The sequence below is a fragment of the Streptomyces sp. NPDC015171 genome, assembly GCF_043079545.1.
Taxonomy (GTDB): domain Bacteria; phylum Actinomycetota; class Actinomycetes; order Streptomycetales; family Streptomycetaceae; genus Streptomyces.
In genome coordinates this window covers 511,887-537,849 of the sequence record NZ_JBIBUO010000003.1, presented here as the reverse complement: position 1 = coordinate 537,849, position 25,963 = coordinate 511,887, and the positions used below count along the sequence as shown (strand labels likewise).

The following is a 25,963-nucleotide window of genomic DNA, read 5'->3' as shown; positions in this document are numbered from 1 at the left end:
GGATACGGCAGGCCCCGGCACCCGCAGCCTCGGCCCCTAAGCGCCGTGCCCCTCGCGGAGCGCTCGGGCGTGGGCCAGGAAGGCGGTCAGGCCCACCTCGAACGCGCGGTCGGCGCGGCCCTCGCCGACCGCCGCGAGTGCTTCGGCGAGCCGGGGCGTCGGGGTGCTGTCGGTCAGTTCCCACATGGCCTCGGGGGCGGCGAGGTCGAGGGCCGAGCCCAGCACCAGGTTCTCCAGGGCGATGACCAGCGGCATGATCTCGGCCGGCCCGAAGCCTGCCGTGAGCAGCACGCCCACCGCCCGTTCGTACTGCGCCAGGACGCGGGGCGCGCGGACCGGTGAGGTCATCAGCAGCGGGATGACCCGGGGGTGGGCGGCGAACGCGGCCCGGTAGGACCGCGCCCAGCCCTCGACGGCCGCGTCCCACGGGGTCAGTTCCAGGGTGGCCGAGTCGATCGCCGCGCAGACGCGTTCGCGCAGCAGTTCCACGATGCCGTCCCGGCCGTCCACGTGGTGGTACACGGATCCGGTCTGCACACCGAGCCTGCGCGCGATCCGCGGGACGCTGAAGTCACCCGTCTCGTCGATCAGCTGGAGCGCGGTGGTGGTGATGCGCTCGCGGTCGAGGAGCGGTGTGCGCGGCCGTCCCATGGTCAGCGTCCCCCTGAGGTCTTCCCGGATGCCCAAACGGCAGGTTACATTGCGGAAACCGAAAGCCTTTAGGTTTACGGCTCCGGGCGCCCGTCATCCCCTCGTGCTCCCGCCGGACGCCGCCCCGGGCGCCCCACCCCGGCTCGCCCGCCGACGCCCGCGCACCCGGCTGCCCCACCACCGGGACCCCCTCCCCTCCGCCGCCAGAAGGGCTCCCCGTATGTCCGTGACCACCGCCGAACTCCCGGAGGAGGAAGCGCCGTCCGGCGCGGCCGGCCTCCGGTCCGGTTCCCTCGGCACCGCCGACATCGCCTTCTTCGTCGTCTCCGCCGCCGCGCCCCTGACCGTCATGGCCGGGGTCGCCCCGCTCGCCATCCTGCTGGGCGGCATCGGCGCCCCGGCCGGCTATCTGCTGGCCGGTCTCACGCTCGCCGTCTTCGCCGTCGGTTTCACCACCATGAGCCGCCATGTCACCAGCGGCGGCGCCTTCTACGCCTACATCACCCGCGGCCTGGGCCGCCCGGTCGGCATCGGCGCGGCGCTGCTCGCCCTGGTCGGCTACAACGGCATGGAGATCGGCGTCTACGGCCTCCTCGCGACCACCACCCGCGACACCCTGCACTCCCTGTTCGGCTCCGCCGTACCGTGGCTGCCGGTGTCGCTGGCCGGCCTGGTACTCATCGGCTACGGCGGCTACCGCTCGATCGACTTCGGCGCCAAGGTCCTCGGGGTGCTGCTGCTGGCGGAGACCGGGATACTCGTCCTGCTCGCCGGCGGCGTGCTGGTGCGCGGCGGCGCGCACGGCCTGTCCCTGGCCTCGCTCGCCCCGGCCCATGTGTTCGTGCCCGGCACGGCCGCCGTCCTCGCCTTCGCGTTCGCCGCGTTCACCGGTTTCGAGTCGACCGTCATCTACCGCCGCGAGGCCCGCGACCCCGAGCGCACGGTCCCGCGCGCCACCTACGCCGCGGTCGGATTCCTCGGTCTGTTCTACGCGTTCATCGTCTGGATCGCCGTCCAGGCGTTCGGCGACGACCGGGTCGTACAGGCCGCGGGCGACGACCCGGCCGGGCTCTTCTTCACCGCGATCACCACGTACGTGGGCGGCTGGGCCGCCGACCTGATGCACGTCTTCATCGTCACCAGCGTCCTCGCCTCCCTGCTCGCCTTCCACAACGCCATCAACCGCTACGCCCTCGCCCTGGCCGAGGAGGGCGTGCTGCCCCGGCGGCTGGGCCGCGTCCACCCCCGCCACCGCTCCCCGTACCTCGCCGGCCTCGCCCAGACCGCGCTCGGCGCCCTGGTCGTCCTCGCGTTCCGGGCGGCCGGCGCCGACCCCTACCAGCAGCTGCTGCTGTGGGTGAACACCCCCGGGATGATCGGCCTGCTGCTGCTCCAGCTGCTCGCCGCGATCGCCGTCCCCTGCTACTTCCGGCGGGTGCGGCACACCGAGGGCAGGGTGCGCACCCTGTGGGCGCCGGTTCTCGCCGCGGTCCTGCTGACGATCGCGATCGTGCTGGTGGTGACCCATATCGACCTGTTCACGGCCGCCCCCCGGCCGTCAACGTCCTGCTCGTCGTCGTGGCGCCCGCCGTGTTCGCCCTCGGCCTTCCGCTGGCCCGGTGGCTGCGCCGCAGCCGCCCGGACGTGTACGCCGCGTTCGGCGCCGAACCCACCCGATGACCCCCTCCCGTAAAGGAGTTCATGGCATGCCCGCTGCCGATCTGATCCTCGCCGGCGCCCAGGTCCGCACGCTCGACCCCCGGCGCCCCGCCGCCACCGCCGTCGCCCTGCGCGACGGGGTGATCCGCGCGGTCGGGACGGACGACGACGTGCGGGCCTGGCGCGGCCCCGGCACCGAGGTCGTCGAGCTGCGCGGCGCGCACCTGGTGCCCGGCCTCGTCGACGCCCACAGCCATCCGGTCTGGGGCCTGGACATGACGACCGGCACCGATCTGTCGGGGGTGGCGGACCTGGCCGGGCTGCGCGCCGCGCTCGCCGGTGCCGAGCGGGTGGACGGCTGGGTGGTGGGCTACGGCCTGGACCACAACGCGTTCCAGGGCCGTCCCGTCCACCACGAGCTGGTGGCGGACGTCCTGGCGGGCACACCGGCCTTCCTGCGCCTGTACGACGGTCACTCCGCGCTGGCCAACGGCCCGGCGCTGGCCGCCGCCGGGGTGACCGGGCCGCGCGCCTTCGACCAGCGCGCGCGGGTGGTGTGCGACGCCTCGGGCCGGCCCACCGGGCATCTGGTGGAGCACGCGGCGATGGACCTGGTGGCCCACGTCGTGCCCCGGCCCTCGTACGCCGAACGGCGAGCGCGGCTGCTGGAGTTGCTGTCCGCCATGGCCGCGACCGGCCTGACCGGCGCCCATGTGATGGACGGCGGGGACCTGGACCTGGTGGCGGCGGTGGCGCGGGAGACGGTGCTGCCGGTGCGGCTGCGGTTCGCGCCCTGGTGCATGCCGGGCGCCGACGCCGACGCGCTGCGGGAGCTGATCCGAGCGCAGTCCGCGAACGGCCGGAACTGGCTGGTCGGCGGGGTCAAGTTCTTCATGGACGGCACCGTGGAGGGCGGCACCGCCTGGCTGGATCATCCCGACTGCCACGGTCAGGGCACCGACGCGTTCTGGCCGGACCCGCACGCTTACGCCGAGGCCGTCCGCACCCTGCACGCGGCCGGTGTGCGCACCGCCACGCACGCCATCGGGGACGCCGCCGTCCGGCATGTCCTGGACACGGTGGCGTCCCTGGGACCCGGCGGGCACGGCGCGCACCGGATCGAGCACATCGAGACGGCGCCCGACGAACTCCTGCCCCGCTTCGCCGAGTTGGGTGTGGCGGCCTCCCTGCAGCCGCCGCACACCGGCTACACCCGCGACGACGGCTCCGACGAGTGGTCGCGGCGCCTCGGCGGCGACCGGTCCGCCCGCGCCTGGCGGCTGCGGGATCTGCGGGAGGCCGGGGCCACGGTCGCGCTCGGCTCGGACTGGCCCATCGCGCACTACGACGTGCGGGCCGTGCTGGCGACGGCCCGCCGGCCCAAGGGTGCGGCGGCGCACCGGCCGGGACTCACACCGTTGCAGGCGCTGGAGGGCTGCACCAGCCATGCGGCGGCGGCAGCGGGCGAGGCCGCCGTGGCGGGCCGGATCGCACCGGGCCGCCGAGCCGATCTCACCGCGCTGTCCGTGGACCCCGTGCTCGCACCCGGCGACGAACTGGCCGATTCACCTGTGGTGTTGACGGTCTCCGGCGGCCATGTCACGCATCGGGGAACCGTCTGACGACCTCGTCCGACGGGGGCGGGAAGGTAGGATGGTCGTACGGCATCGCGTGCCGGTCACCGGCCGGGTGAGGCATGGAGGTGCCCGTGAGATTGCCCTCGGAGGCATTCCACTCATGTCAGTCGAGCTGAACCACACCATCGTCCACGCCCGGGACAATCGGGAGTCCGCGGAGTTCCTGGCCCGCATCCTGGGCCTGGAGGCCGGACCCGAATGGGGCCCGTTCGTCCCTGTCGGCACGAGCAACGGGGTGACGCTGGACTTCGCCACGATCCCGGCGGAGTCGATCGTCATGCAGCACTACGCGTTCCTCATCTCCGAGGAGGAGTTCGACGCGGCCTTCGCCCGCATACGCGAGGCGGGGATCACGTACTACGCCGATCCGCACAGGAAGCAGCCGGGCGAGATCAACCGTCACTACGGCGGCCGGGGCCTGTACTTCATGGATCCCGCCGGACACGCGATGGAGATCATCACCCGCCCCTACGGCGACCAGCCGGTGCAGGTGTGAGAACAGGGGGCAGGCGGCGGTCCCGGCCGCGACCTGCCCCCCCCCGCACCGCCGTTCCTGGCGGGGCGCACGGCACACTGTCGGTCATGGACGACTTCCGCCCGACCGACCAGATCCCCGCCCCGGAATGGTACGGACGCCTGCGGGTGCAGGCCGACGACCTCTCCCCCGCCGACTGGCTGGGGCCGCACGGGGTGGGCCAGGCCCCGCTGGGCACGGTGGCGGGCGTCGCCGCCCCCGGGTTCCCCGCCTACGTACGGATCCTGCACCCGGCCCGGCTCGAGGAGCGGCCGGTGCGCTGGTCGGACGCGGCCGCCGGGCACGGGACCCGGGTGACGCCTTACACCCGCTGGCACGAGGTCATCGGCGTGGACCGGGACTACACCAACCGCTCCGGCCTCGGCCTGCCCGGCGTGTGGGACGAGCACCCGGACGAGGGCCCGACCCCGCCGGACGTCGCCCGGTTCCTGCTGCCCGTCCTCGCCCGGCACACCCGGAACCCGGAGCGGTGCTGGTTCGGGCTGTGGGAGGGGTACGGCCGCTGGGACTTCGGCCGGTTCCCGGCCTTCACGGCCCCGGGCCGTACGGAGGTCCTGCTCGCCGGCCGGCTGACGGACGCCGTCTCGCCGGTGTCCCTGGACGAGTTCGCCGAGCTGCCCGACCTCTGGTGGCCGCAGGACCGCGCCTGGATCGTGGGTGGTGACGTGGACCTGGTCAGCACCTATGTCGGCGGTTCGCCGGAGCTGATCGCCGACCTGCTGGCCACGGCGGACCTGGAGACGCATCCGGTGGGCCCCGACGACGGGGTCGCCTGAGCCCCCTGGCGGCATACGCGCCCGCGGTGGGCACGACGGTTCCCGGCATGAGCGGGTGCGGTGACCACAGCGGTTCCCGGCATGAGCGGGTGCGGTGACCACGGCGGCCTGCCGCGGGGGCCCGGCGTCACGACCCGGGCGCCGGGCCGTGGCGGTTCGGGCGACGTGACGGGGTGCTGCTCCAGGCCGCCCACGCGGATCACGTGCACCGTCCAGGGCAGCACACCGGGCCGCCAGGCGTCGCGGACCACGTCGGCGACGGTCGCCTGCCGGAGGAACTCCCGGCGCGCGTGCGGAACTTCGGCCGGATGCGGATGGCCCGGGGTGCCGTGGGCCACGCGCAGGCGCTCGGCCGGGCCCACGGAACGGCGGGAGCCGTCGGTACCGGGGGGTGCGCGAGGGTGGGCGAGGGTGCCCGGGGATGCCCGGGGGGGCGGCTACTCGCCGGGGGCGAGTGTGCGGGCCACGATCCGTGCCGCGTCCGCGATCAGCGACTCGTCCACCGGGGCGTCCGCCGTGCTCTTGTCCGTCAGGACCGCCAGCACGAGAGGGGTCCGGCGGGTCGTCCAGGCCACGCCGATGTCGTTGGCGGTCGCGTAGGAACCGGTGCCGGTCTTGTCCGCGACGCCCCATTCCCGCGGCAGCCCGGCCCGGAAGCGCGCCGCGCTGGTGGTGTTGCCCTTCAGCCAGGCGACGAGCCGCTCGCGGTCGGCGTCGGCAAGGGCCCCGCCCAGGGTCAGCCGCTCCAGGCTCCCGGCGACGGCCTCCGGGGTCGTGGTGTCGCGCGGGTCCCCGGGGATCGCGGTGTTCAGCTCCGGCTCCCACCGGTCGAGCCGGCTGACCCGGTCGCCGAGGGACCGGTAGAGACGGGTGAGGCCGGCCGGGCCGCCGATCTCCCGGAGCAGCAGGTTTCCGGCCGCGTTGTCGCTGTACTGGATCGCCGCGGCGCACAGGTCGGCCACGGTCATGCCGGTCGCCTGGTTCTCCTCCGTGCGCGGCGAGTTGGGCAGGATGTCGTGCGGCGGGTAGTGCACCACCCGGTCAAGCGACGCGCGGCCGGCCTTCTCGCGCAGGACCGCCGCCGCGGCGAACGCCTTGAACGTCGAGCACATCGCGAACCGCTCCCCCGCCCGGTGGGCGACGGTCGCGCCGGTGCGGACATTGCGCGCGTACACGCCGAGCCGGGCGCCGTGGTGCCGCTCCAGCTCGGCCAGCTCGGCCAGTTCGCCCCGCACACCGCGGGACCGGGTGTCCGGGGCCGCGGCGGCGGAGGGCGCGGAGAGTGCCGTGGCGGTCACGGCGGCACCGCTGAAGGCGAGGCCGGCCTTGATCAGGCGGCGGCGCGGCAGCGGGGCGAGGCGGTCGGGGCTGGTCATGAGCGAAGTCCTCCGAGGTCGTCCGTCGTAGGTGTCGATCTTCGACGGGACCAGCGAAACAGCAGGGGCCCACTCATGTCCAAGAGGAAACTTTGAAGTTCTCATACCTTATTGATATATGCGGTCACCTCTCCGACCTGCCGACCGGGCGTCTCGCCCCTCCGGATCCCGAGGCCCGCCGCGCGAAGCGCTTCTTCTGCACCACCGTGGCGCGACCGGCCGCGTGACCGGCCGCGCCACAATGCGTCAGGGGCGGCTCGTCAGGGCCGGCAGATCGGCCGCACGCTGAGCAGCTCGGTCCGCAGCACGGGCGTGCCGTCGACGGGCGCCGGGTCCTGCGCGGTGGGTTCGATGCCACCAGCAGCGACCTTGTCCAGCGTCTCCAGGCCAGCGGCACCGACCGTGCCGAACACCGTGTAGTTCGGTCGCAGCGCGGAGTCGCCGTAGACGACGAAGAATTGCGAACCGTTCGTGTTCGGGCCGGCGTTGGCCATCGCCAGCAAGCCGCGCCCGTAAAGGCGGCGGGCGCCGGTCGGGTCGCTCGGTGCCGGCGGCAGGTCCACCGGCAGCTCGTCCTTGTACTTGTACCCGGGGCCGCCCTCGCCTGTGCCGGTCGGGTCGCCGCACTGCAAAACCTTCAGCGTCGGATACGCCGTCAGCCGATGGCACACCGTATGGCCGTAGAACCGGTGCTGCGCCAGGTGCACGAAACTCTGCACCGTGCACGGCGCCTTCGCCCGGTCCAGACGCAGCGGGAGCGGGCCCTGACTGGTCGGGACAGCCATGGCGACCGTGCCGTGACTGGGGGTGCGGCGCGGATCGGGCGGCAGGGGAACCGGCCGCGCAGCGGGCTCGTCCGGGGTCTCGGTGTACTGGCAAGGGCCGTGCGTGGTTCGCGGCGGGGCATCGGAAGCGGAAGCGATGCTGCCCCCGGACATGACCAGCGCTGCTGCCGCCACTGCGGTCATGAGAGTTCGGCTCATGCTGCACACCCTCCAGAAGATCGCCAGATTTCGGAGCGGTCGCAGTCTAGAGCGCGGCCCGGCGGGCGAGAAGCCGCCCGCAAGGCGGAGCGGGATCCGTGCGCCGGGGCCCCGGAGCGCTCTGCGTCTCCACTGCCGTGACCTGCATGTTTGCCCTCAACAATGCTCACTGCTGGGTCGACACCGCAGATACCTTATTGATATGAGTGCAGGGTGGATCTCCTGGCACATCTAGAGGCGTACGTGGCGACGGCGGAGGAGGCGAGCTTCTCCCGGGCTGCCGACCGGCTCGCTATCGCCCAGCCGCTGCTCAGCCGTCGGATCAAGACACTGGAGGAGCACTTCGGCGGCGCGCTGTTCGACCGGTCGCGGCGGCAGATCGCGGTCACCGAGCTGGGCACGCTGCTGCTGCCCTACGCGCGGGACGTGCTGGACCGGACCCAGCGGCTGCGGCAGGTCGCCCGCTCGGCCCGGCACTCCCGGGTGCGCGCGGTCGGAGTGCCGGCGGACTGCGCCCCGGCCGCGCTGGCCCGGGCCATCCGCGCCGGGACCGAGCGCGGGATCACCCTCGGCATGCGGGAACTGCCGCCCCTGGAGCGGGTCTCCGGGCTGGCCGACGGTTCGCTCGGGTACGCGCTGCTGCGGGTCGGTCCGGAGCAGGCCGCGTTCCGGGTGCCGCTGGGCCTCGCGTCCGCGCCGGGACCGGACGGCTCGGGGGACGGGGCGCGGCCGCGTACGGTCCACCTCGAAACGCTGCGGCCGCGCCGCGGTCGGGCCGCCGGGCCTGGCACCCCGCCACCGCTCCTGCTGCTGACGGAGGATCACGTGCCGTATTTCGAGGACCGGTTGGCGCGGGCCGCCGCGCGTGCCGGGCTGCCCGACGGCCGGGTCCGGCCGGCCGGCCCGGCGGCCACCGCGCTGGCCGAGACGCTGGCCGGGCGCGCGCTGCTGCTGTGCACCGAACCGTTCGCCCGGCAGCACGGGGCGCACTGGGAGCCCCTGGCCGACCGTGCGCTGCACCGGGGGTACGACGTGGGCGCCACCCCGGGCCGCGACGGCGCGGGAGGGGTGCCGGGCTGGCTGACCGCGCTGCTCGCGTCGGCCGTGGGCGCCGCACCCGCCGGGCGCGGCGGCCCGGAGCCCGGGTCCGGGGACGCGGACGCCCCCGCGCGGCTGGCGGCGCGCGGATGAGCGCGGCAGCGGTGCACCACCCGGTGTACGCGGGGGACGACGCCGCCCTCCTGGGCGTCGCCGAGGCGATCGCCGCCGACTGGGCGGCGCTGGGCGTCCGCGGCTCCTTCCTCGCCCGGAACCTCGGCACGGGCGAGGAACTGGGCTTCGACATCGAGGAGTCGACACCGCTGGCCTCGGTGGCGAAGGTCCCGCTCGCCCTGGTGGTGCTGGACCGGATCGCGGCCGGGGAACTCGATCCGGCGCTGCCGGTGACGGTGGATCCGGGCACCAGCAGCGTGGGCCCCACCGGGCTCGCCGCCTTCCGGCACCCGGCCACCGTGGCCGTCGGCGATCTTCTCCTGCTGATGCTGTCGGTGAGCGACAACGCCGCGGCCGACGCGCTGCTGGACCTGGTGCCCCCGGCACAGGTCGATGCGCGGCTGCGCGCCTGGGGCTGCGCCGGGATCCGGGTGCGGCACCGGATGAACCACCTCTACGAGTGCGCCGCCGGCGCCGCGGGCAACGACTTCTCCCTCGCGCTCGAACTGGCCGTCCGGGACGAAGGGGCGGGCCGGCACACCATCGAGACCCTGGACCCGGCCCGTGCCAACGCCGGCTCGGCTGCGGCGCTCGTCGGCCTGCTGCACCGGGTGTGGTGCGACGAGATCGCCGCTCCCCGGGCGACGGCGGAGCTGCGCCGGCTGATGGGGCTCCAGGTGTTCACCCAGCGGCTGGCGAGCGACCTGCGCGCGGACACCCTGCGGTGGAGCGGCAAGACCGGCACCTTTCTGCATCTGCGGCACGAGATCGGCGTGGTCGAGGCCGAGTCCGGGGACCGGGTGGCGATGGCGGCGCTGACGCGCGCGGGCCGCCGCGCGGGGCTCGCCGCGGACATCGACCTGGCGATCGGGGTGGCGGCACGGGAGGCGTTCGAGGCGTTGCGCTGCGGCTGAGGGTTTCCGTACTAGCCGGCTCGGCCCGGTGCCCGGTGTCCGCCGTCAGGGCAGCAGCCGCTGTTCCTTCGCCACCGCGACCGCGCCCGCTCGGGTGTCCACGCCGAGTTTGTCGTAGATGCGGCGCAGATGGGTCTTGACCGTGGCCTCGCTGATGTAGAGCGCGCGGGCGATGGCGTGGTTGGGCAGGCCCTGGGAGAGGTGGGCGAGGATGTCGCGTTCGCGCGGGGTGAGGGTGGGGCGCGGGTTGCGGAGCCGGGACATGACGCGGTCGGCGACCGGCGGCGAGAGCGCCGGGCGGCCCTGGGCGGCGGCGTGGATCGCCGTGAAGAGGTCCTCGGCGCGCTCGGCCTTCAGCAGATAGCCGGTGGCGCCGGCCTCGATGGCGCGGGTGACATCGGCGTCGGTGTCGTAGGTGGTCAGCACCAGGACGTGCGGGGCCGGGGGCGCGGCGCGCAGCCGGCGGGTGGTCTCGACGCCGTCGATGCCCTCGCCCAGTTGCAGATCCATCAGCACGACGTCCGGGCCGGTCCTGCGGGCGAGGGCGAGCGCCTCCTCGCCGCTGCCCGCCTCGCCGACGACCTCGATGTCCGGCGCGCTGTCCAGCAGCGCCAGCAGGCCGGCGCGTACGACGGCGTGGTCGTCGCAGACGAGGATGCGCACCGGTGTCCGCGCGGCCGTCTCGGGGGTGCGGGTCATCTCGGCTCCAAGGGGATCGCCGCCGACAGTGCCGTGCCCTCGCCAGGCGCCGACTCCAGGGTGAGGGTGCCGCCCAGCTGGCGCAGCCGGGCGCGGATGGCGGGCAGGCCGTGGCCGCGCCGCTCGGCCGCGCCGCAGGAGGCGGCCGTCCGGGCGGCCGCGGTACCCGGGTCGAAGCCGCGGCCGTCGTCCGTGACGTCGAGGACGATCTGGTCGTCCAGGCAGGTCAGGGTGAGGGTGGCGGTGCCGGCCGCCGCGTGTTCGCGCACGTTGGCGAGGGCGCCCTGGGCGATGCGCAGCAGGGCCGACTCCACGGGGGCGGGCAGCGGCCGCGGCAGGCTGCCCTCGGCGTGCACCCGGACGGTGAGCGCCGCTGTCGTCTCGCGCTCGGCGACGGCGTGCAGGGCCTGGAGCAGGCCGCCGCCCTCGGCCAGGTCGGCCGGGGTCAGGTCGTGGACGAAGCGGCGGGCCTCGGCGAGGCTGCGCTCGGCGATCGCCGCGGCGGTGCGGACGTGGTCCCGGGCCGTGCCGGGCGCGGTCTCCCACAGCCGGTCGGCCGCCTGGAGCAGCATCCGCTGGCTGGACAGGCCCTGGGCGAGGGTGTCGTGGATCTCCCGGGCGAGCCGTTCGCGTTCGGCGAGGGTGCCTTCGCGGCGCTCGGTGGCGGCGAGGGTGCGCCGGGTGCGGACCAGGTCGTCGATCAGGGCGTCCTGGCGGCCGGCCTGGCGCTGCATGACGACGAAGACGGTGGTGGCCACGGCGGCCACCGCGGGCGGCGCCAGCAGCAGGTTCGGGTCCGGCCAGCCGGCCAGGCTGAGCTGGGCGGCCACGGCGAGCGCGGTCAGCAGGGCGACCAGCGGGATCGCGGCGCGCGCCGGGAGGGTGCGCAGGCCGGTGTAGAAGAGCGGGACCGCGCACCAGGCGAAGCTCGGGGCGAGGACGACGAGCAGCGCCCAGCCGTCCACGACCAGGCCGAGCCAGGTCAGGCGGCGCGGGGTGGGCCGGGTGCCGAGGGCGGGGCCGAGGACGTAGAGCACGGCCAGCAGCACGGACAGGGCGATCACCCAGGGGGTGTGCGGTCCGTCGGCGTGCCGGGCCAGGTAGCGGGCGAGGGACGCGGACAGCAGCACGAAGAAGGCGGTGTGCATGACGACGGTGAGGGCACGGGCGTCGTCGCGCTCGGGTACGGCCACGGCCTTCACCTCCCTCGGTTCCGCGCTGAACTGGGCAAACACCCTCCATTGTGCCCAGGTCCGGGGTGTGCTGGGTCATCCGATCGGATGACCCCGGGGACGACCGGTCCGCCGACGGGGTGCTGCCCTTTCCGGGCCGAGGATCGGTGCAGGGAGCGATTCCGCCCCCGCACCGGCTCTCCTGGAGGTTCTCAGCATGCCCAGCCGCAAGAAGTCGTCCGGCCGTACCCGTGTCCTCGCGGGCGGTGCCGCCCTGGCCGTCGTCGGCGCCGGTGTGATCGGCACGGTCGCCGCCAACGCCGCCGACTCCACGGCCGCGGCCCCGGCCGCCGCACCGGTGGCGGCCCGAGGCGGCGAACTGACCCAGAGCACGCATCTGACCCTGGATGCCGCCACGAAGGCGGCGCGGGCCGCGGTGGAGGCCGCCGAGAAGGACGGCCGGCAGGTGTCCGTGGCCGTCGTCGACCGCAACGGCAACACCGTGGTCACCCTGCGCGGGGACGGTGCCGGTCCGCAGTCGTACGAGTCCGCCGAGCGCAAGGCGTTCACCGCGGTGTCCTGGAACGCGCCGACCTCGGAGCTGGCCAAGCGGCTGGCGCAGGCGCCGAACCTGAAGGACATCCCGGGCACGCTGTTCCTCGCGGGCGGCACGCCGGTGACCGCCAAGGGCGCCCCGGTCGCGGGCATCGGTGTCGCGGGCGCCCCGTCGGGCGACCTGGACGAGCAGTACGCGAAGGCGGGCGCCGCGGCGCTCGGCCACTGACCGTCCGTCCGGGCCGGTGACCCCGGCCGGCCCGGAAACGGTCGGCCGGCTGACCCCGAAACGGTCGGCCGGCCCCGAGACGGTCGGCCGGCCGGCCCCGAAACGGTCGGCCGGCCCCGAAACGGGACGTCCGGACCCGCCCCACCGGGCGGGTCCGGACGTCCTCAGCGGTGGCCGTGGCGGGCCGGATCAGACGAGGTCGAACCGGTCCGCGTTCATGACCTTCACCCAGGCGGCGACGAAGTCCTTCACGAACTTCTCCTTCGCGTCGTCAGAGGCGTACACCTCGGCGACGGCACGCAGTTCGGAGTTCGAGCCGAAGACCAGGTCCGCACGGGTGCCGGTCCACTTGACCGCGCCGGAGGCGTCGCGGGCCTCGAACTCGTCCTGCGCGGAGGACGTCGACTTCCACTCCGTGTCCAGGTCGAGCAGGTTGACGAAGAAGTCGTTCGTCAGCGTGCCCGGCCGCTCGGTGAGGACGCCGTGCTTGGAGCCGTTGTGGTTGGCGCCGAGGACGCGCAGACCACCGACGAGGACGGTCATCTCGGGGGCGCTCAGCGTGAGCAGATTCGCCTTGTCGACCAGCAGGAACTCGGCCGGCAGCCGGTTGCCCTTGCCGACGTAGTTGCGGAAGCCGTCGGCGACCGGCTCGATCGCGGCGAACGACTCGACGTCGGTCTGCTCCTGCGAGGCGTCGACCCGGCCCGGCGCGAACGGCACCTCGACCTCGACGCCGCCGTCCTTGGCCGCCTTCTCGACGGCCGCGGAGCCCGCGAGCACGATCAGGTCGGCCAGCGAGACCTGCTTGGCGCCCTTGGCGTTGAAGGACTGCTGGACGCCCTCCAGGGTGCGCAGCACGTGGGCCAGCTCGTCCGGGTTGTTGACCTCCCAGTTCCGCTGCGGCTCCAGGCGGATCCGGCCGCCGTTGGCGCCGCCCCGCTTGTCGCTGCCGCGGAAGGAGGAGGCGGCGGCCCATGCGGCGGAGACGAGCTGCGGGACGGTGAGGCCCGAGCCGAGGATCTCCGTCTTGAGGGCGGCGATGTCCGCGGCGTCGACCGGCTCACCGGTGGGCTGCGGCAGCGGGTCCTGCCAGAGCAGCTCCTCGGCGGGGACCTCCGGGCCGAGGTAGCGGACGACCGGGCCCATGTCGCGGTGCGTCAGCTTGTACCAGGCGCGGGCGAAGGCGTCCGCGAACTCCGCGGGGTTCTCGTAGAAGCGCCGGGCGATCGGCTCGTAGATCGGGTCGTAGCGCAGGGAGAGGTCGGTGGTGAGCATCCGCGGGCGGTGCTTCTTCTCCGGGTCGAACGCGTCCGGGATGCTCTCCGGGGCGTCCTTGGCCACCCACTGGTTCGCGCCGGCCGGGCTCTGGGTCAGCTCGTACTCGTACTCGAAGAGGTTCTTGAAGAAGCCGTTGCCCCACTGGGTCGGCGTCGAGGTCCAGATGACCTCGAGACCACTGGTGATGGCGTCCTTGCCGACGCCCGTGCCGTAGCTGCTGCGCCAGCCAAGGCCCATCTGCTCCAGCGGGGCGTCCTCGGGGTCGACGCCGACGCTGTCCGCCGGGCCCGCGCCGTGGGTCTTGCCGAAGGTGTGGCCGCCGGCGATGAGGGCGACGGTCTCCTCGTCGTTCATCGCCATCCGGCGGAAGGTCTCGCGGATGTCGCGGGCCGCGGCGATCGGGTCCGGGTTGCCGTTGGGGCCCTCGGGGTTGACGTAGATGAGGCCCATCTGGACCGCGGCCAGCGGGTTCTCCAGCTCGCGGTCGCCGGTGTAGCGCGCGTCGCCGAGCCACTCGGTCTCGGGGCCCCAGTAGACGTCCTCGTCGGGCTCCCACTCGTCGACCCGGCCGCCGGCGAAGCCGAAGGTCTCGAAGCCCATCGTCTCCAGCGCGACGTTGCCCGTGAGCACCATCAGGTCGGCCCAGGAGATGTTCTTGCCGTACTTCTTCTTCACCGGCCAGAGCAGCCGGCGGGCCTTGTCCAGGCTCACGTTGTCCGGCCAGCTGTTGAGCGGCGCGAAGCGCTGCTGGCCGCTGCCGGCGCCGCCGCGGCCGTCGCTGATGCGGTACGTACCGGCGCTGTGCCAGGCCATCCGGATCATGAGCGGGCCGTAGTTGCCGAAGTCGGCGGGCCACCAGTCCTTCGATGTGGTCAGTACCTCGGCGATGTCACGCTTCACCGCGGCGAGGTCCAGGGAATTGAAGGCCTCGCGATAGTCGAAGTCCTCGCCGAGCGGATTGGCCACCACCGGGTTCTTGGCAAGGATCTTCAGGTTGAGCCGCTCCGGCCACCACTGGCGGTTGCCACCGCCCTGGGTGGGGTGCGCGGCACGGCCATGGGCGACGGGGCAGCCGCCCGCTCCCTCCGTCTTCGCGTCTGCGATGATCGCGTCGTGGTTCTCAGTCATGGCAATCCTTCCGAACTGTGCGGAACTCGGTGCTCAGGAACTGCGGCCGTTGGAACAGTGGGGGCAAAGACCCCAGTAGACGACCTCGGCTTCCTCGATGACGAAGCCGCGGTCGTCGGAGGCGGTCAGGCACGGCGCGTCGCCGACGGCGCAGTCGACGTCGGCTACGGCACCGCATGACCGGCACACGATGTGATGGTGGTTGTCGCCCACGCGCCCCTCGAACCGGGCCGGGTGACCGGCCGGCTCGATCCGGCGGACGAGCCCTGCGGCGGTCAGCGCGTGAAGGGCCTCGTAGACAGCTTGTACGGAGATGTGGCCTACGCGATCGCGGACTCCGGAGGCGATCGCCTCGACGCCGAGGTGGTCGCCGTCCCGGACGGTCTCCAGCAGCGCGACGCGGGCCGCCGTCACGCGCAGACCGGCACCGCGGAGCTCCTCGGCGGTGGTCGGTGTCGGGGAGGCGGTCATAGGGCCGAACCTACCCTCAGAAACACGAAGGGTTCAAGAAAACTAACCATCCAATTTTGGTCGCGCGGCGTCGCCCGCCGACCGCCTCCGCCCGGCCGCCCGGCCCCGTCGGCACGCCGGACCGATTGTTTGCGCGTGAATTTGCCATCGCACACTCGCGCTCGGTGTGGCACGGCGGGGCGAGGGGCGGCCCTTAGGGCGGGGCGGGGCATGCTCGCATCATGTGCCCCGGTCCCGGCGACGGTCGCGCGGCGAGCCGGACGGTCCTCCGAAGGGGTGACGGGGCGCACGGACGCGTGCCCGCCGACCCCGGCGCGCGGACGGCACGGGGATTCGGCGGGCACGCCGGGTTCAGCGGGCACGCCGGGTTCAGCGGGCACGCCGGGTTCAGCGGGTGCGCGGGCGGCCGGTCCGTGCGGACCGGTAGCGGCGGGCCAGGGCGTGGAATGCCTGCTTGGGCTCCCAGTGCCAGCCGGAGGCGGGGTCGTCCGGGCGGTCCTTGAGGGTCTTCGTGAGGGAGTAGCTCGCCATGTCGAGGTCGTGGCGCGGGTCCCCCGGGCGGTGCGGGGCGTCGGGGGTCACGAACTCGAACGCCATCGCCGCGTACACGTCCACCGCGGCGAAGGCGTCGAGGAGTTGCAGGAGGTACGCCGCCTGGGTGCGCTCGCTGCGGACCAGGTCGCCCTTGATCTCCGGGGGCTCCTTCGTGTTGTCGACGATGTCCCAGCCCATGCCGGCCGTCCGGGGCGCCCCGACATAGGCGCAGGTACCGAACTCGGTGACGGCCAGCGGCTTGCCCCAGCGCAGATAGCGGCTCAACTCCCGTACGTAGTCGGCCTTGTGCGGGAAGTACGAGTAGTAGTCGATGCCCACGATGTCGAACAGGCCCCAGTCGACCTCGTCGTCCTGTGCGGCGGCGTAGCTCAGCCTGCCCCGGAAGACGGACCGGCCCACCGCGGCGGCCTTCGCGGTGAAGCGGTCGAGGCGGCGCTGCATGGCGACGGGGTCCACCGTGCCGTCGAGCAGGTTCCGGATGCGCTCGAAGACGTCGTCGCCCGGGACGATCCCGGGCACAAAGAGCCAGAACTCGCAGCCCACGCTGAGGTCCACGGCCGCGCCGTGCCGGCGCAGCCGTTCCGCGAACCGGCCGGTCTCGGCAAGGTGTTCCAGGATGTCCCGCTCCGGGGCGTCGCCGAGGGTCGGCTGGAGCCAGACCCGCAGTCCGCGCTCGGCCGCCTCGCCGGCGGTGGCCGTGAGGCGTTCCACGCCGTCGCCCGTCACGTCGACGGTGTCGGCGTACAACTCGTCGCGGATGACCCGGATGTCCTCCCGCATCCGGGCCGTACTGAAGGCCGTACCCGGTGTCTCTCCGGCGCCGACGGTGTACACGACTCCGTGGTGACGCGGTCCGGGCGGCGCCGCCCCGGCCCGGCCCGCCGGCAGCACGGCCGCGGCAAGGCCCGCGGACGCCATACCGGCCAGGAACTGCGCACGCTTGATCCCCTGGTTCCTCTGCATACGGTCACCCTGCCGGGCCCGGCCGCGGCGGCGCCGCCCGCCGACGGTCTAGGGAGCGCGGCCGATGGGCGGGACTTGGCCGCCGAAAGGCGCTGCCCGGCCGCCGAAAGTCGCGGTGTGCACCCACCCTGGCAGGAATTCAGATCACCTGAAAAGGAACATAACGCCCTTAGGGTGAGAGACTCGGACTCTGTCATCGAGGTGGCCTTGGACGACGTGGAGAGGGACGCCGGTGGACCTGGACGCCGTCGCCGACGAGCTGTACGGGCTGCGGCCGGACGAGTTCGTGGCCGCCCGCGACCGCCGTGCCCTGGCCGCCCGCGAGGCCGGTGACCAGGCCCTGGCCAAAGGGATCGGTGCGTTGCGCCGGCCGAGTCTGGCCGCCTGGGTCGGCAATCTGCTGGTGCGCCGCCGGCCGGAGGAGGTCCGGCCGCTGCTCGTGCTCGGCGAGGAGCTGCGCCGCGCGCACCGGGAACTGGACGGGGCACGGCTGCGCGCCCTGGCCCGGCGGCGGAACGAAGTGATCGGCGCGCTCGGCCGGCAGGCAGCGGAGCTGGCCGCCGAGGCCGGGCGTCCGGTGGGCGAGGACGTCCGGCGGGAGGTCACGGAGACCCTGCACGCCGTACTCGCCGATCCGGACGCGGCGCGCGAGTGGGCGGCGGGCCGACTGGTGAAACCGCTCGGCTCCGCTGTCGGGTTCCCTGCGGCCGACGAGGCCCTCCTCGGCCGTCGACCGACGCCACCGCCGTCCGAGTCGGCGGAGCCCGCGCGGGACGAGGACCGCGAGGAGGGTCAGGGTCCGGATCAGGGGCAGAGCCGGGGGCAGGAACGGCGTCGGCGCTCCGCCGGGGCACCGGAGACGGCGCGCGGGACTGAGCGGGGGTCTCGGGCGCGGAGGACGGAGGGGCACCGGGGCCCCGCCGAGGACCGGGAGAAGGCCCGGGCCGCCGAGCGCGAGCGACAGGCACGGGAGACCGGGGAGCGCCGGCGCCGCACCGCGGCCCGGGAGCAGGCGCGCGCGGCTGAGCGGGAGCTTCGGTCGCGGGAGGCGGAGGCCGAGGCGGCCGGGCGGGCGGCGGAGCGGGCAGGCGCCCGGGTGACGGAGGCGGAAGCGCGGGTCCATGGCCTGCGGGAGCGGTTGCGGGAAGCCGAGGAGGCACAGCGCCGGGCGCGGGCCGGCGAGCGGGAGGCGCGGGAAGGGGTACGGCAGGCCGACCGGGCCGTCCGGGACGCCCGGCGCCGCGCCGGGACAGCCGCCGGGCAGGCGGAGCGGGCGGCGGGCGGAAACGCCGAGGGGTAGGTCCGCGGACTGCTGCGAGCTGGACAGCCGAGGGGTAGGTCGGCGGACGGCTGAGGGCGGGCCTGCCAAGGGAGCGGACCGGCAGACGGCTGCGGCCGGCCCACCAAGGCACAGGGCCAAGAGACGGCCACGGCCGGACCACCAAGGCACAGGGCCAAGAGACGGCCACGGCCGGACCACCAAGGGAGAGGACCGGCAGACGGCTGCCGGCCGGACCACCAAGGGAGAGGACCGGCAGACGGCTGCCGGCCGGCCCCCCATAGGGCAGGGCCAGCAGGCGGCTGAGGCCCGGACCGCCGAGGGGCGGACCGACGGGCGGGTGTCGGGGAGGCCGCTGGGGCAGCCGGCGGGTGGTCCTGCGGCCGGCTCGCCGGGGACGAGCCCGACGGGGCCGTCCGGGACGCCCGGCGCCGCGCCGGGACAGGCTCCGGGCAGGCGGAGCTGGCGGCTGGCGGCTGGCGGCTGGCGGCTGGCGGCTGGCGGGAACGCCCAGGGATAGGTTCGGCGAACGGCTGCGGTCCGGCCCGCCAAGGGGCAGGGCCAGCGGACGGCCACGGCCCGGACCCTCAAACGGCAGGGCCAGCAGGCAGCCGCGGCACGGACCGCCGAGGGAGCGGACCGGTGGGCGGGTGTCGGGGAGGTCGTTCGGGCAGCCGGCGGGCCGTCCTGCGGCCGGCTCGCCGGGGACGGGCGCGCGTGCGTCGCACCCCGCGCGAGGCCCCGCTGCCGCAGGGCGAGCGTCCCGTCGCCGTCGCGCTCCGCGTGATCACTCGTGCGGGTGCACCCAGTCCCGCCGTCCGTGGCATGGACAGCGGTCCGTCGTTCGGCAGCAGTGTGATGTTTGCTGCGCGACGTGATGGACCGTGGGTGGACGGGCAACTTTCCCCGTCATGCCCCACGCGAACCTTCTGCGGCAGGTGATGTGATGACCACGGCGACGACCCGGGCGCTCCGGACGCCGCCCGCCCGAACCGGGGCGGCGACCGCCGGGGGCTCCCCGCCGTCCGCCCTGCCCGCCCTGCCGTCCCTCACTGGCCTGCGCTGGATGGCGGCGCTGCTGGTGTTCGGACTGCACGTGCACAACTTCGGCTACTTCGGCGGCAGAGGGGGCCGCCTGATGGGCTGGGGCTTCGGTGCCGGCGCCACCGGAGTGTCGTTCTTCTTCGTGCTGTCCGGATTCGTACTGACCTGGTCGGCGCGGCCCCGGGACCGCGCGCTCGCCTTCTGGCGGCGGCGCGTCGCCCGGGTGTACCCCGTGCACCTGGTCACCCTCGCGGTCGCGTTCGTCCTGGCGCGCACGCTGACCCACCAGGCGCCGCCGACGCCGAAGCAGGCCGTGGCGAACGCGCTGCTGCTCCACTCGTGGTGGCACCCGTGGTGGCAGACGCTGAACCCGGTGAGCTGGTCCCTGGCCTGCGAGGCGTTCTTCTACGCCGCCTTCCCGCTGCTGATCCTGCTGCTGCGCCGGCTCGGCGCGCGCGGCTGCACCGCGCTGGGCGCTCTCGTGGTGGCGGCGGTCCTGGTGCTCGGCCGGGCGGAGGCCCACCACTGGTGGACCCAGTCGATCTATTCGTTCCCGGCGGCACGGCTGCCCGAGTTCGTGCTCGGCGCGGTCGCCGCGCGGCTCGTGCTGCTCGGCCGCTGGCGCGGACCGGGCCTGGAGGCGTCGCTCGCGCTGGCCGTCATCGGCTACTTCCTGGTCCCGCAGGTCACGACCGGCTTCTCCGCGACCGTGTGCACCATCGTCGGGTTCGCCCTGCTCATCCCCGCGGCGGCGGTCGCCGACCTGCACGGGCTGCCGTCCCTGTGGCGGCGCCGGCGGATGGTGCGCCTGGGCGAGCTGTCGTTCGCCTTCTACATGATCCATCTGCTGGTGCTGCGCGCCGGGACAACCGTGCTGGGCACCCGGCCGCACTTCGGTGTCCTGGCCGGGACCGCGGTCACCGCGGTCGCGTTCGCCGTGTCGCTCGCTCTGTCCTGGGTGCTGTACGAGGCGGTGGAGCGCCCTGCGCGCCGCCTTCTCCTGCGCCGCCGCCGGCCTGCCCCGGCTGCGGCACCTGACTGAGCGGTGCGGCGCACCGCCGTCCGGGTCGGGGTGTCGCCGGGACGGCCGTGCGCCGGCCCCTGGGCACGGGGGGGGCCGGCGCACGGTGGGCGTCACTGCTGGACGCAGACGTTGCCGGCGGCCGCGTTGAGCAGGGCGACGATGTCGATGGTGTTGCCGCACAGGTTGATCGGGATGTTCAGGGGGATCTGGATGACGTTGCCCGAGAGGACGCCGGGGCTGTTGGCCGCGGTTCCGGTCGTCGGGCCAGGGTCGGCGGCGGCGGCACCGCCCGCGCCGGCCAGCGCAAGGACCCCGGTGAGTACGGCGGTGGTGGCGTAGCTGCGAAGACGCATGTTCTGCCTCACTGGTTGGCGTTGGGACGCTTCCATCACACCGGGGGCGTGCGCGGTCCGCCTCTCCGGGTACGCCGTTCGGGACGGGCGCCGTACCGGCACCCTCGCTGCGGGGTGCGGTACCGGCGGCCCCCGGGCCGGGCGCGGCCGGGACCGGGCGTCACGGGGATGCCCGGCAGGGGTGAAGTCGGGTCGTCAACCGTCGGGTTGCTCGGACGACAGGCCCGTCGGACGCGCTGTCCGGACCCGGGGAACCGCCGGCCGGGCCGGGCGGCCCCGCCGGGAACGTGTTCGTCGGCGGGGCCGGTCTCCCGGCCCGGAGCGGGCGGACACTCGGCCGCCCGCAGCGGCCACCCTAGGCACGGAAACCGCTCGGCGCAGGTCGGGGCGGCCAGGGCGAAGCGTGCCGCGGCAAGTCCGTTCGGGTGACCGCCGGCCCGTGGAACAGGGCGGGTGCTACGGGAAGGAGGTCACCTTGGACGGGACGGTGCTGGTGCCCGAGGTGGCCGCGCCGGTGCTGTTCACGACGTGCGCGTACTGGCCGTTGCCGCCGAGGGAGATCACCAGGAGGTCGTGCATCTTGATGCCGCCGGTCTGCGGTACCTGGAAGCCGTGTGCCTGCACGATCGACGGATCGGCCGTGTAGTTGCAGTAGCTGCCCAGGCCCCAGGCCTCATGGGTGGTGACGGAGTCGGCGACCTTGTAGGCCGCGTAGCCGACGATGCCGTCGTGGGTGACGGCGGCGGCGTTCGGGGCGTCGTACGCCTTCTCGTTCTGGAAGAAGATCGTCCGGCCGCGTTCGCCGTTCCAGTAGACGTCGTACTTGTTGAAGTGCTCGACGAACAGGCCGGTGGCGAGGACGTCGTCGCCGTTCACCCGCAGGCCGTAGTCGGCGCGGTTGGTGTCCCAGCCGACTCCGCTGCCGTGGTCGGCCCGCCAGATCCAGGTGTGGTCGATGATGACGTCGTCGCTGTCGACGACCACGGAATTGGTGGCGAGGCCCGCTCCCGCGCCGCCGATGCGGACGAACACGTCCTGCATGGTGGTGGGGTTGGCCGCGTGGTCGGCGCCTGCGCCGGGGGTGCCGATGCGCAGCAGGGTGTCGGAGGCGACCGCGCCCGCGTCGATCAGGAATCCGGCGAGCTTCACCCCGTCGACGTCGGCGACGTGCAGGGCGTCGACGCCGTTGTCGGGGACGAGGGTGGCGAGGCCGAGACCGAGGACGACGGTGTTGGCGCGGGTGACGTCGATGGTCTGGTCGAGGTGGTAGACGCCGGGCGTGAACAGGAGGTTGAGGCCCTGGTCGAGGGCGGCGTTGATGGTGGCTGCCGTGGCGCCTGGCTTGACGACGTAGAACTGGTCGAGCGGGAGGGACGTGCCCGCGTCGGCCGGCCAGGAGACGCCCCGGGCGGCGGTGCGCCTGGCGGGGACGAAGACCTTGTAGTCGCCGCCGTCCAGGTAGAGGAACGGCTTCTCGCGGGAGACCGGGGTGGTGTCCAGGGTGGTGTACGGGCCGCTGTCGAAGTCGGTCGCCGGTGCGCCCTGGACGCCGGAGAACGTCATGTTCCAGACGCCGTTGGTCCAGCCGCCGACCGAGCTGTCGCGGGTGTACCACTGCTGCTGGGAGTACGGGCCGACGGTGCCGTCGATCTTGGAGTCCGCGATGTAGCCGCCGGAGGCCCAGCCGTAGCCGTTGGGGGCGAGGTTGAGGCCGCCCTGCAGGTGGATGCGGCGGAACGGGGCGGCCTGGGCGACGGCCCAGCGGTCGGTGCCGTTGGACGGCTTGATGGCGAGGTTCTCCGCCGAGCGCCAGAAGTTCTGGGTGGCGTTGCCGTTGAACCAGCCCGCGTCGACCGTGACGTCACCGTTGATCTGGGTGTCGTCGGGGTTCAGGCCGAGCCCGGAGATCGAGGTGTAGAAGCCGATCTGGGCGTTGATGCCGTTGTAGGTGCCGGGCTTGAGCAGGAACTGGTAGCGGCCGGTGCCGAACTGGGCTGATTCCTGCCGGGCGAAGACGTCGTCGAACTTCTGCTGGAGGTTCGGGGTCGAGGGGTCCACGACGATGACGTTCGGGCCGAGGTCGCCGCCGCCCTGGACCGGCGGGACGCCGGTGGAGCCGGTGTGCACGGCGAACTCCCACAGCGAGTAGCCGTAGCCCGTGCCGCGTGCGGTGCCGTGGACGCGGACGTAGCGGCCCTTGCCGCTGACGTCGTAGGAGGCGGTACCGCCGCCCGCTCCGGTGACGCTCTTCAGCGTGCTCCAGTTCTGGCCGTCCGAGGAGGCCTGGAGCTGGAAGTCCTTGCCGTAGGCGGCCTCCCAGTTCAGGTCGACCCCGCACAGGTCCTTGACGGCGCCGAGGTCCACCTGGAGCCACTGGGGGTCGGCGGCCTGGCTCGACCAGCGGGTCGCGGTGCTGCCGTCGAAGGCGGCGGAGGCGGGGGTGCCGGCGTTCTCGGTGGAGGAGGCGGTCGCGGGCCTGCCCTGGGCGGCGTTCGCGGTGTCGCAGCGGGGCTGGGTGCCGCTCGCGGTCCCGAACACCTGGAACTCCCAGAGGGAGTAGCCCCATGCGGTGGCGCGGTGCACGCCCTGCACGCGGACGTAGCGGCCGGTGCCGGACACGTCGAGGGTGTCGACGCCGCCGTCGGAGCCGGTGACCGACTTCAGGTCGGTCCAGGCGGTCCCGTCCGGGGAGATCTGGACCTTGTAGTCCTTGCCGTAGGCGGTCTCCCAGTCGAGGACCACCTGGGTGACCGAGGAACTGGCGCCCAGGTCGACCTGGACCCACTGGTCGTCGGTGGCGGCGGAGGACCAGCGGGTGCCGGTGTCGCCGTCGACGGCCCGGGCGGCCGCGGTGCCGTAGTTCTCCTCCGACGACGCGGTGGCCGTCTTCCCCTGGGACAGGGGGGTTTCGGCCGCGGTGGCCGAGGGGTGCGCGGTGGGCAGGGCGATCAACGCGGCCGTGGCGGCCAGCGCGATGCCCAGGGCTCTCAGTCTCATGCAGCGGCTCCAGAAGGGGATCAGGGGTCGACGAACCGGCCCCAAGGCTTAGTTCATGTTTTGATTTAAGTGATGAACCAAGCCGTCCACAAGCCTTGGGAAGCAATGAGCTGGAACGGGAAACGGGAGCGGCCGTGCCCGCCGGTGACGGCAGGCTCAGAACCGCAGCCGCTGCCCGCGGCCCAGGACGCGATGCGGATCGTGGCGCCGTTTGGCGTCCGCGAAGGACTGCCATCCACCGCCGTAATGGTCCCGCCAGTCGTCGGCGGAGAGCGGGAGGGCGTTGACGGGGTAGGCGACGGCGCCCGCTGCCCGGGCCAGGTCATAGGCGGTGCGGTTGGCCGCGACCATCCGCGCCGCCGTCTCGGGACGGCCGGCCGGTGCCGTGCGCAGCAGGGCGAACAGCCACAGGATGTCACCGGACGGGCGGCGCAGGAGCGGCGCGCGCAACCGGCCGGCGAGCAGCGGGTACAGCAGGACGAGGCCGGTGGCGCGCAGATCGGCGAAGGCGGGGTCGGCGAGCACGGAGCGGACGACGGACTCGGCGCTGTCGTGCGCAAGCAGCAGGTTGAGCCACGGGTGCGGATGCAGCCACTCCCCCGTCGCCCGCAGGGCCTCCTCGTCGGTGTCGACGCGGTGGGCGAACTCGGCGTACCCGAGGTCGGCCGCCTCCACGGTGCCGGGGTCGTGGCAGAGCCCGTCGAGCAGCGGGCCGTCGTCGGGCGGGCGGGCGCCGTCGTACGGGGCCACCGCCTCGATCATGTACTGCCAGCCGTGCTCGCCCACCGGCCTTGCCTGGCCCTCCAGATGGAGGAAGCGTCCTTCCTCGGCGAGCCGTCGCTGGTCGGCGAGGTAGCGGGGGAGGTCGTCGTGGAAGAGGCAGTAGCGGCGGACGCGTTCGGGGGCGGGGACGAGGCGGAGGGTGGCCGCGAGGACGACGGCGCACTGGCCGAGTCCGGCGAGGACGGCGTGGAACAGCGCCGGGTCCCGGCCGGGCGAGCAGACGCGGTGCTCCCCCGCCCCGGTCACCACCTCCAGCTCCAGCACCTGGTCCGCGACCAGGCCGTGCCGGTGGGTGGCGCCGCCGAGGCCGCCGGCGGACAGGACACCGCCGACGCCCGAGCCCAGGTAGTCGGTGAGGACCGGGGGCGTACGGCCGTGCGGCAGGGTCGCGGCGAGCACCTCCCGCCACAACGCGCCCGCCTGCACGGTGACCTGATCGTCCATGACCGGGCCGACGCGGTTCATGGCGCGCAGGTCGAGGACGATCCCGTCGGCCGCCTGGCTCTGGCCGAACAGGGCGTGGCCGCCGGCCCGCACCCCGACCGGGATGTGCCGCGGCCCGGCGAACTCCAGCAGTTCCCGGACCTGGTCGGCGGACCGGGGGCGCAGCACGGCCAGCGGTGTCGCGCGCACGAGGTGCCCGAAGTCCTCGGCGGCTGCCCGCAGGGTCTTTGGGCGGGTGTCGAGGGCCTGGTCGAAGCGGGCGGCGAGGTCGTCGGCCAGGGGCATGCGGGCATCACATCAGACGGGGGCGCGTTCCGTCGAGACCGCCTCGGCCCGGGCGGGGGCGTCCGCCGGGTGCGCCCGCTGTCGCTCGACGAGTTCCAGCAGGGCGGCGTGCGTCTCGGCGTCGGCCGCGGCGATCAGCCCGCCCGCGCCGGTGTGCACCGGCTCGCCGTGCAGTCCGGTCACCGTGCAGCCCGCGGCCCGGCACAGCGCGATGCCCGCGGCGAAGTGCACGCTGTCGGCCAGGTGGCCGTCGGTGACGTAGGCGGCCCGGCGCCCGGCGGCCACCCAGGCCACCGCGAGGGTGCTGGAGATCACCCGGGGCCGGAAGCGGGCGGCGAAGCCCGGCTCGGCGAGCAGGCGGGCCGGGTGGAAGCCGGGCGCGTTCGGGAACGGCGGGTCGAGGTTGACGTCCACCAGCGCGGACCCGGCCGCGGGCGCCAGTTCCGTGTCGGCGCCGTCCCGGCGGACCAGGGCCCGCTCGCCGTCGGTCCAGAACACCTCGCCGCCGAACGGGTCGGCCGTCGCCGCCGCGGTCACCTCCGAGCCCGCTCGCAGCGCGACGTTCACGCAGGCGAGCGGGGTGCGGACGGCGTAGTTGAGGGTGCCGCACAGCGGGTCGACCAGCCAGCGGCGGTGCGCCGCCGCCGTGCCGGTGTGGCCGCTCTCCTCGGCCGTGACCGCGTCCTCGGGCCGGGCGGCGCGCAGGACGTCGAGGACGGCCCGTTCCGCCGCGAGGTCCGCCTCCGTGGCGAAGTCGCCGGCGGACTTCTCGTGGCGGGCCAGCCGCCGGCCGTACAGCTCGCGCACCACCGCCGCGCCCGCCTCGGCCGCGGTCACGGCCAGCAGGGCGTCGGACTCCCCGTTGATCATCTGCATGGTCGCAGCATAGGAGGGAAGTCGGCGAGATGGCACGGGAGTCGGCCCGGGCGCCGTGCCGGCGGGGGTGCCGGCGCGGGGCCCG

Annotated in this window: 20 protein-coding genes and 2 pseudogenes; 9 read left to right on the top strand and 13 right to left on the bottom strand. The window is 74.1% G+C overall.

Annotated features, from left to right (window positions below; translation table 11 throughout):
- Positions 1-36: 36 nt before the first annotated feature.
- Positions 37-651, bottom strand: coding sequence for a TetR/AcrR family transcriptional regulator (locus tag ACF073_RS10555; protein ID WP_392068349.1), 615 nt, complete (start codon positions 649-651; stop codon positions 37-39).
- Positions 652-871: 220 nt separating this feature from the next.
- On the opposite strand from ACF073_RS10555, the pseudogene ACF073_RS10550 reads away from it, so the two are divergent.
- From ACF073_RS10550 to ACF073_RS10535, 4 genes and pseudogenes are all read left to right on the top strand, one after another.
- Positions 872-2,331, top strand: a pseudogene (locus ACF073_RS10550) (APC family permease).
- 26 nt (positions 2,332-2,357) lie between these two features.
- Positions 2,358-3,932 (top strand): amidohydrolase, encoded by a 1,575-nt coding sequence (locus ACF073_RS10545; protein WP_392068347.1) that lies wholly within the window; start codon positions 2,358-2,360, stop codon positions 3,930-3,932.
- A gap of 115 nt (positions 3,933-4,047) precedes the next feature.
- Positions 4,048-4,443, top strand: a complete 396-nt coding sequence (locus tag ACF073_RS10540; RefSeq protein WP_392068346.1) for a VOC family protein — start codon at positions 4,048-4,050, stop codon at positions 4,441-4,443.
- Positions 4,444-4,529: 86 nt separating this feature from the next.
- Positions 4,530-5,258: a hypothetical protein gene (locus ACF073_RS10535; RefSeq protein ID WP_392068344.1), complete on the top strand. Its 729-nt coding sequence runs from the start codon at positions 4,530-4,532 to the stop codon at positions 5,256-5,258.
- A gap of 137 nt (positions 5,259-5,395) precedes the next feature.
- Here the strand turns inward: ACF073_RS10535 and ACF073_RS10530 are convergent.
- The 3 genes and pseudogenes from ACF073_RS10530 to ACF073_RS10520 form a co-directional block, all read right to left on the bottom strand.
- Positions 5,396-5,620 (bottom strand): annotated as a pseudogene (locus ACF073_RS10530) (MBL fold metallo-hydrolase); the annotation flags it as partial.
- 75 nt (positions 5,621-5,695) lie between these two features.
- The gene (gene bla, locus ACF073_RS10525) at positions 5,696-6,634 is read right to left on the bottom strand and encodes a class A beta-lactamase (protein WP_392068343.1); all 939 of its coding nucleotides are present in this window, start codon (positions 6,632-6,634) and stop codon (positions 5,696-5,698) included.
- A 260-nt stretch (positions 6,635-6,894) separates the two neighbouring features.
- Positions 6,895-7,617, bottom strand: a complete 723-nt coding sequence (locus ACF073_RS10520) for a peptidylprolyl isomerase (protein WP_392068341.1) — start codon at positions 7,615-7,617, stop codon at positions 6,895-6,897.
- A 213-nt stretch (positions 7,618-7,830) separates the two neighbouring features.
- On the opposite strand from ACF073_RS10520, the gene ACF073_RS10515 reads away from it, so the two are divergent.
- Together ACF073_RS10515 and ACF073_RS10510 are read left to right on the top strand one after the other, a co-directional pair.
- Complete coding sequence (locus ACF073_RS10515) at positions 7,831-8,808, top strand: LysR family transcriptional regulator (RefSeq protein ID WP_392068339.1); 978 nt, start codon at positions 7,831-7,833, stop codon at positions 8,806-8,808.
- Positions 8,805-9,743, top strand: coding sequence for a serine hydrolase (locus ACF073_RS10510; protein WP_392068337.1), 939 nt, complete (start codon positions 8,805-8,807; stop codon positions 9,741-9,743). Before ACF073_RS10515 ends, ACF073_RS10510 begins: the two co-directional genes overlap by 4 nt.
- 45 nt (positions 9,744-9,788) lie before the next feature.
- Here the strand turns inward: ACF073_RS10510 and ACF073_RS10505 are convergent, their stop codons facing one another.
- Positions 9,789-10,442, bottom strand: coding sequence for a response regulator (locus tag ACF073_RS10505; RefSeq protein ID WP_392068336.1), 654 nt, complete (start codon positions 10,440-10,442; stop codon positions 9,789-9,791).
- A complete protein-coding gene (locus tag ACF073_RS10500; RefSeq protein ID WP_392068926.1) occupies positions 10,439-11,644 on the bottom strand; it encodes a sensor histidine kinase in 1,206 nt (401 codons plus the stop codon). The genes ACF073_RS10505 and ACF073_RS10500 overlap by 4 nt, the downstream gene beginning before the upstream one ends.
- Positions 11,645-11,831: 187 nt before the next feature.
- Here ACF073_RS10500 and ACF073_RS10495 point away from each other — a divergent pair, with 187 nt between their 5' ends.
- Positions 11,832-12,398 (top strand): heme-binding protein, encoded by a 567-nt coding sequence (locus ACF073_RS10495; RefSeq protein WP_392068334.1) that lies wholly within the window; start codon positions 11,832-11,834, stop codon positions 12,396-12,398.
- A 189-nt stretch (positions 12,399-12,587) separates the two neighbouring features.
- Here ACF073_RS10495 and katG read toward each other — a convergent pair whose 3' ends face one another.
- The 3 genes from katG to ACF073_RS10480 form a co-directional block, all read right to left on the bottom strand.
- Positions 12,588-14,804, bottom strand: coding sequence for a catalase/peroxidase HPI (katG, locus tag ACF073_RS10490; RefSeq protein WP_392068332.1), 2,217 nt, complete (start codon positions 14,802-14,804; stop codon positions 12,588-12,590).
- Between the two features lie 33 nt (positions 14,805-14,837).
- A complete protein-coding gene (locus ACF073_RS10485) occupies positions 14,838-15,275 on the bottom strand; it encodes a Fur family transcriptional regulator (RefSeq protein WP_392068331.1) in 438 nt (145 codons plus the stop codon).
- A 387-nt stretch (positions 15,276-15,662) separates the two neighbouring features.
- Positions 15,663-16,793 (bottom strand): abortive phage infection protein, encoded by a 1,131-nt coding sequence (locus ACF073_RS10480; RefSeq protein WP_392068329.1) that lies wholly within the window; start codon positions 16,791-16,793, stop codon positions 15,663-15,665.
- 232 nt (positions 16,794-17,025) lie between these two features.
- Between ACF073_RS10480 and ACF073_RS10475 the strand changes: the two genes are divergently transcribed.
- Both ACF073_RS10475 and ACF073_RS10470 read left to right on the top strand, forming a co-directional pair.
- Positions 17,026-18,093: a hypothetical protein gene (locus ACF073_RS10475; protein ID WP_392068328.1), complete on the top strand. Its 1,068-nt coding sequence runs from the start codon at positions 17,026-17,028 to the stop codon at positions 18,091-18,093.
- A 925-nt stretch (positions 18,094-19,018) separates the two neighbouring features.
- Positions 19,019-20,158, top strand: a complete 1,140-nt coding sequence (locus ACF073_RS10470; protein ID WP_392068326.1) for an acyltransferase family protein — start codon at positions 19,019-19,021, stop codon at positions 20,156-20,158.
- A gap of 92 nt (positions 20,159-20,250) precedes the next feature.
- Here the strand turns inward: ACF073_RS10470 and ACF073_RS10465 are convergent, their stop codons facing one another.
- The 4 genes from ACF073_RS10465 to ACF073_RS10450 all read right to left on the bottom strand — a co-directional run bounded on the left by ACF073_RS10465 (position 20,251) and on the right by ACF073_RS10450 (position 25,878).
- Complete coding sequence (locus ACF073_RS10465) at positions 20,251-20,493, bottom strand: chaplin (RefSeq protein WP_392068324.1); 243 nt, start codon at positions 20,491-20,493, stop codon at positions 20,251-20,253.
- A gap of 456 nt (positions 20,494-20,949) precedes the next feature.
- Positions 20,950-23,490, bottom strand: coding sequence for a discoidin domain-containing protein (locus ACF073_RS10460; protein ID WP_392068323.1), 2,541 nt, complete (start codon positions 23,488-23,490; stop codon positions 20,950-20,952).
- 156 nt (positions 23,491-23,646) lie between these two features.
- The gene (locus ACF073_RS10455) at positions 23,647-25,002 is read right to left on the bottom strand and encodes an FAD-binding protein (RefSeq protein ID WP_392068321.1); all 1,356 of its coding nucleotides are present in this window, start codon (positions 25,000-25,002) and stop codon (positions 23,647-23,649) included.
- A gap of 12 nt (positions 25,003-25,014) precedes the next feature.
- Positions 25,015-25,878 (bottom strand): inositol monophosphatase family protein, encoded by an 864-nt coding sequence (locus ACF073_RS10450; protein ID WP_392068319.1) that lies wholly within the window; start codon positions 25,876-25,878, stop codon positions 25,015-25,017.
- Between the last annotated feature and the right edge of the window lie 85 nt (positions 25,879-25,963).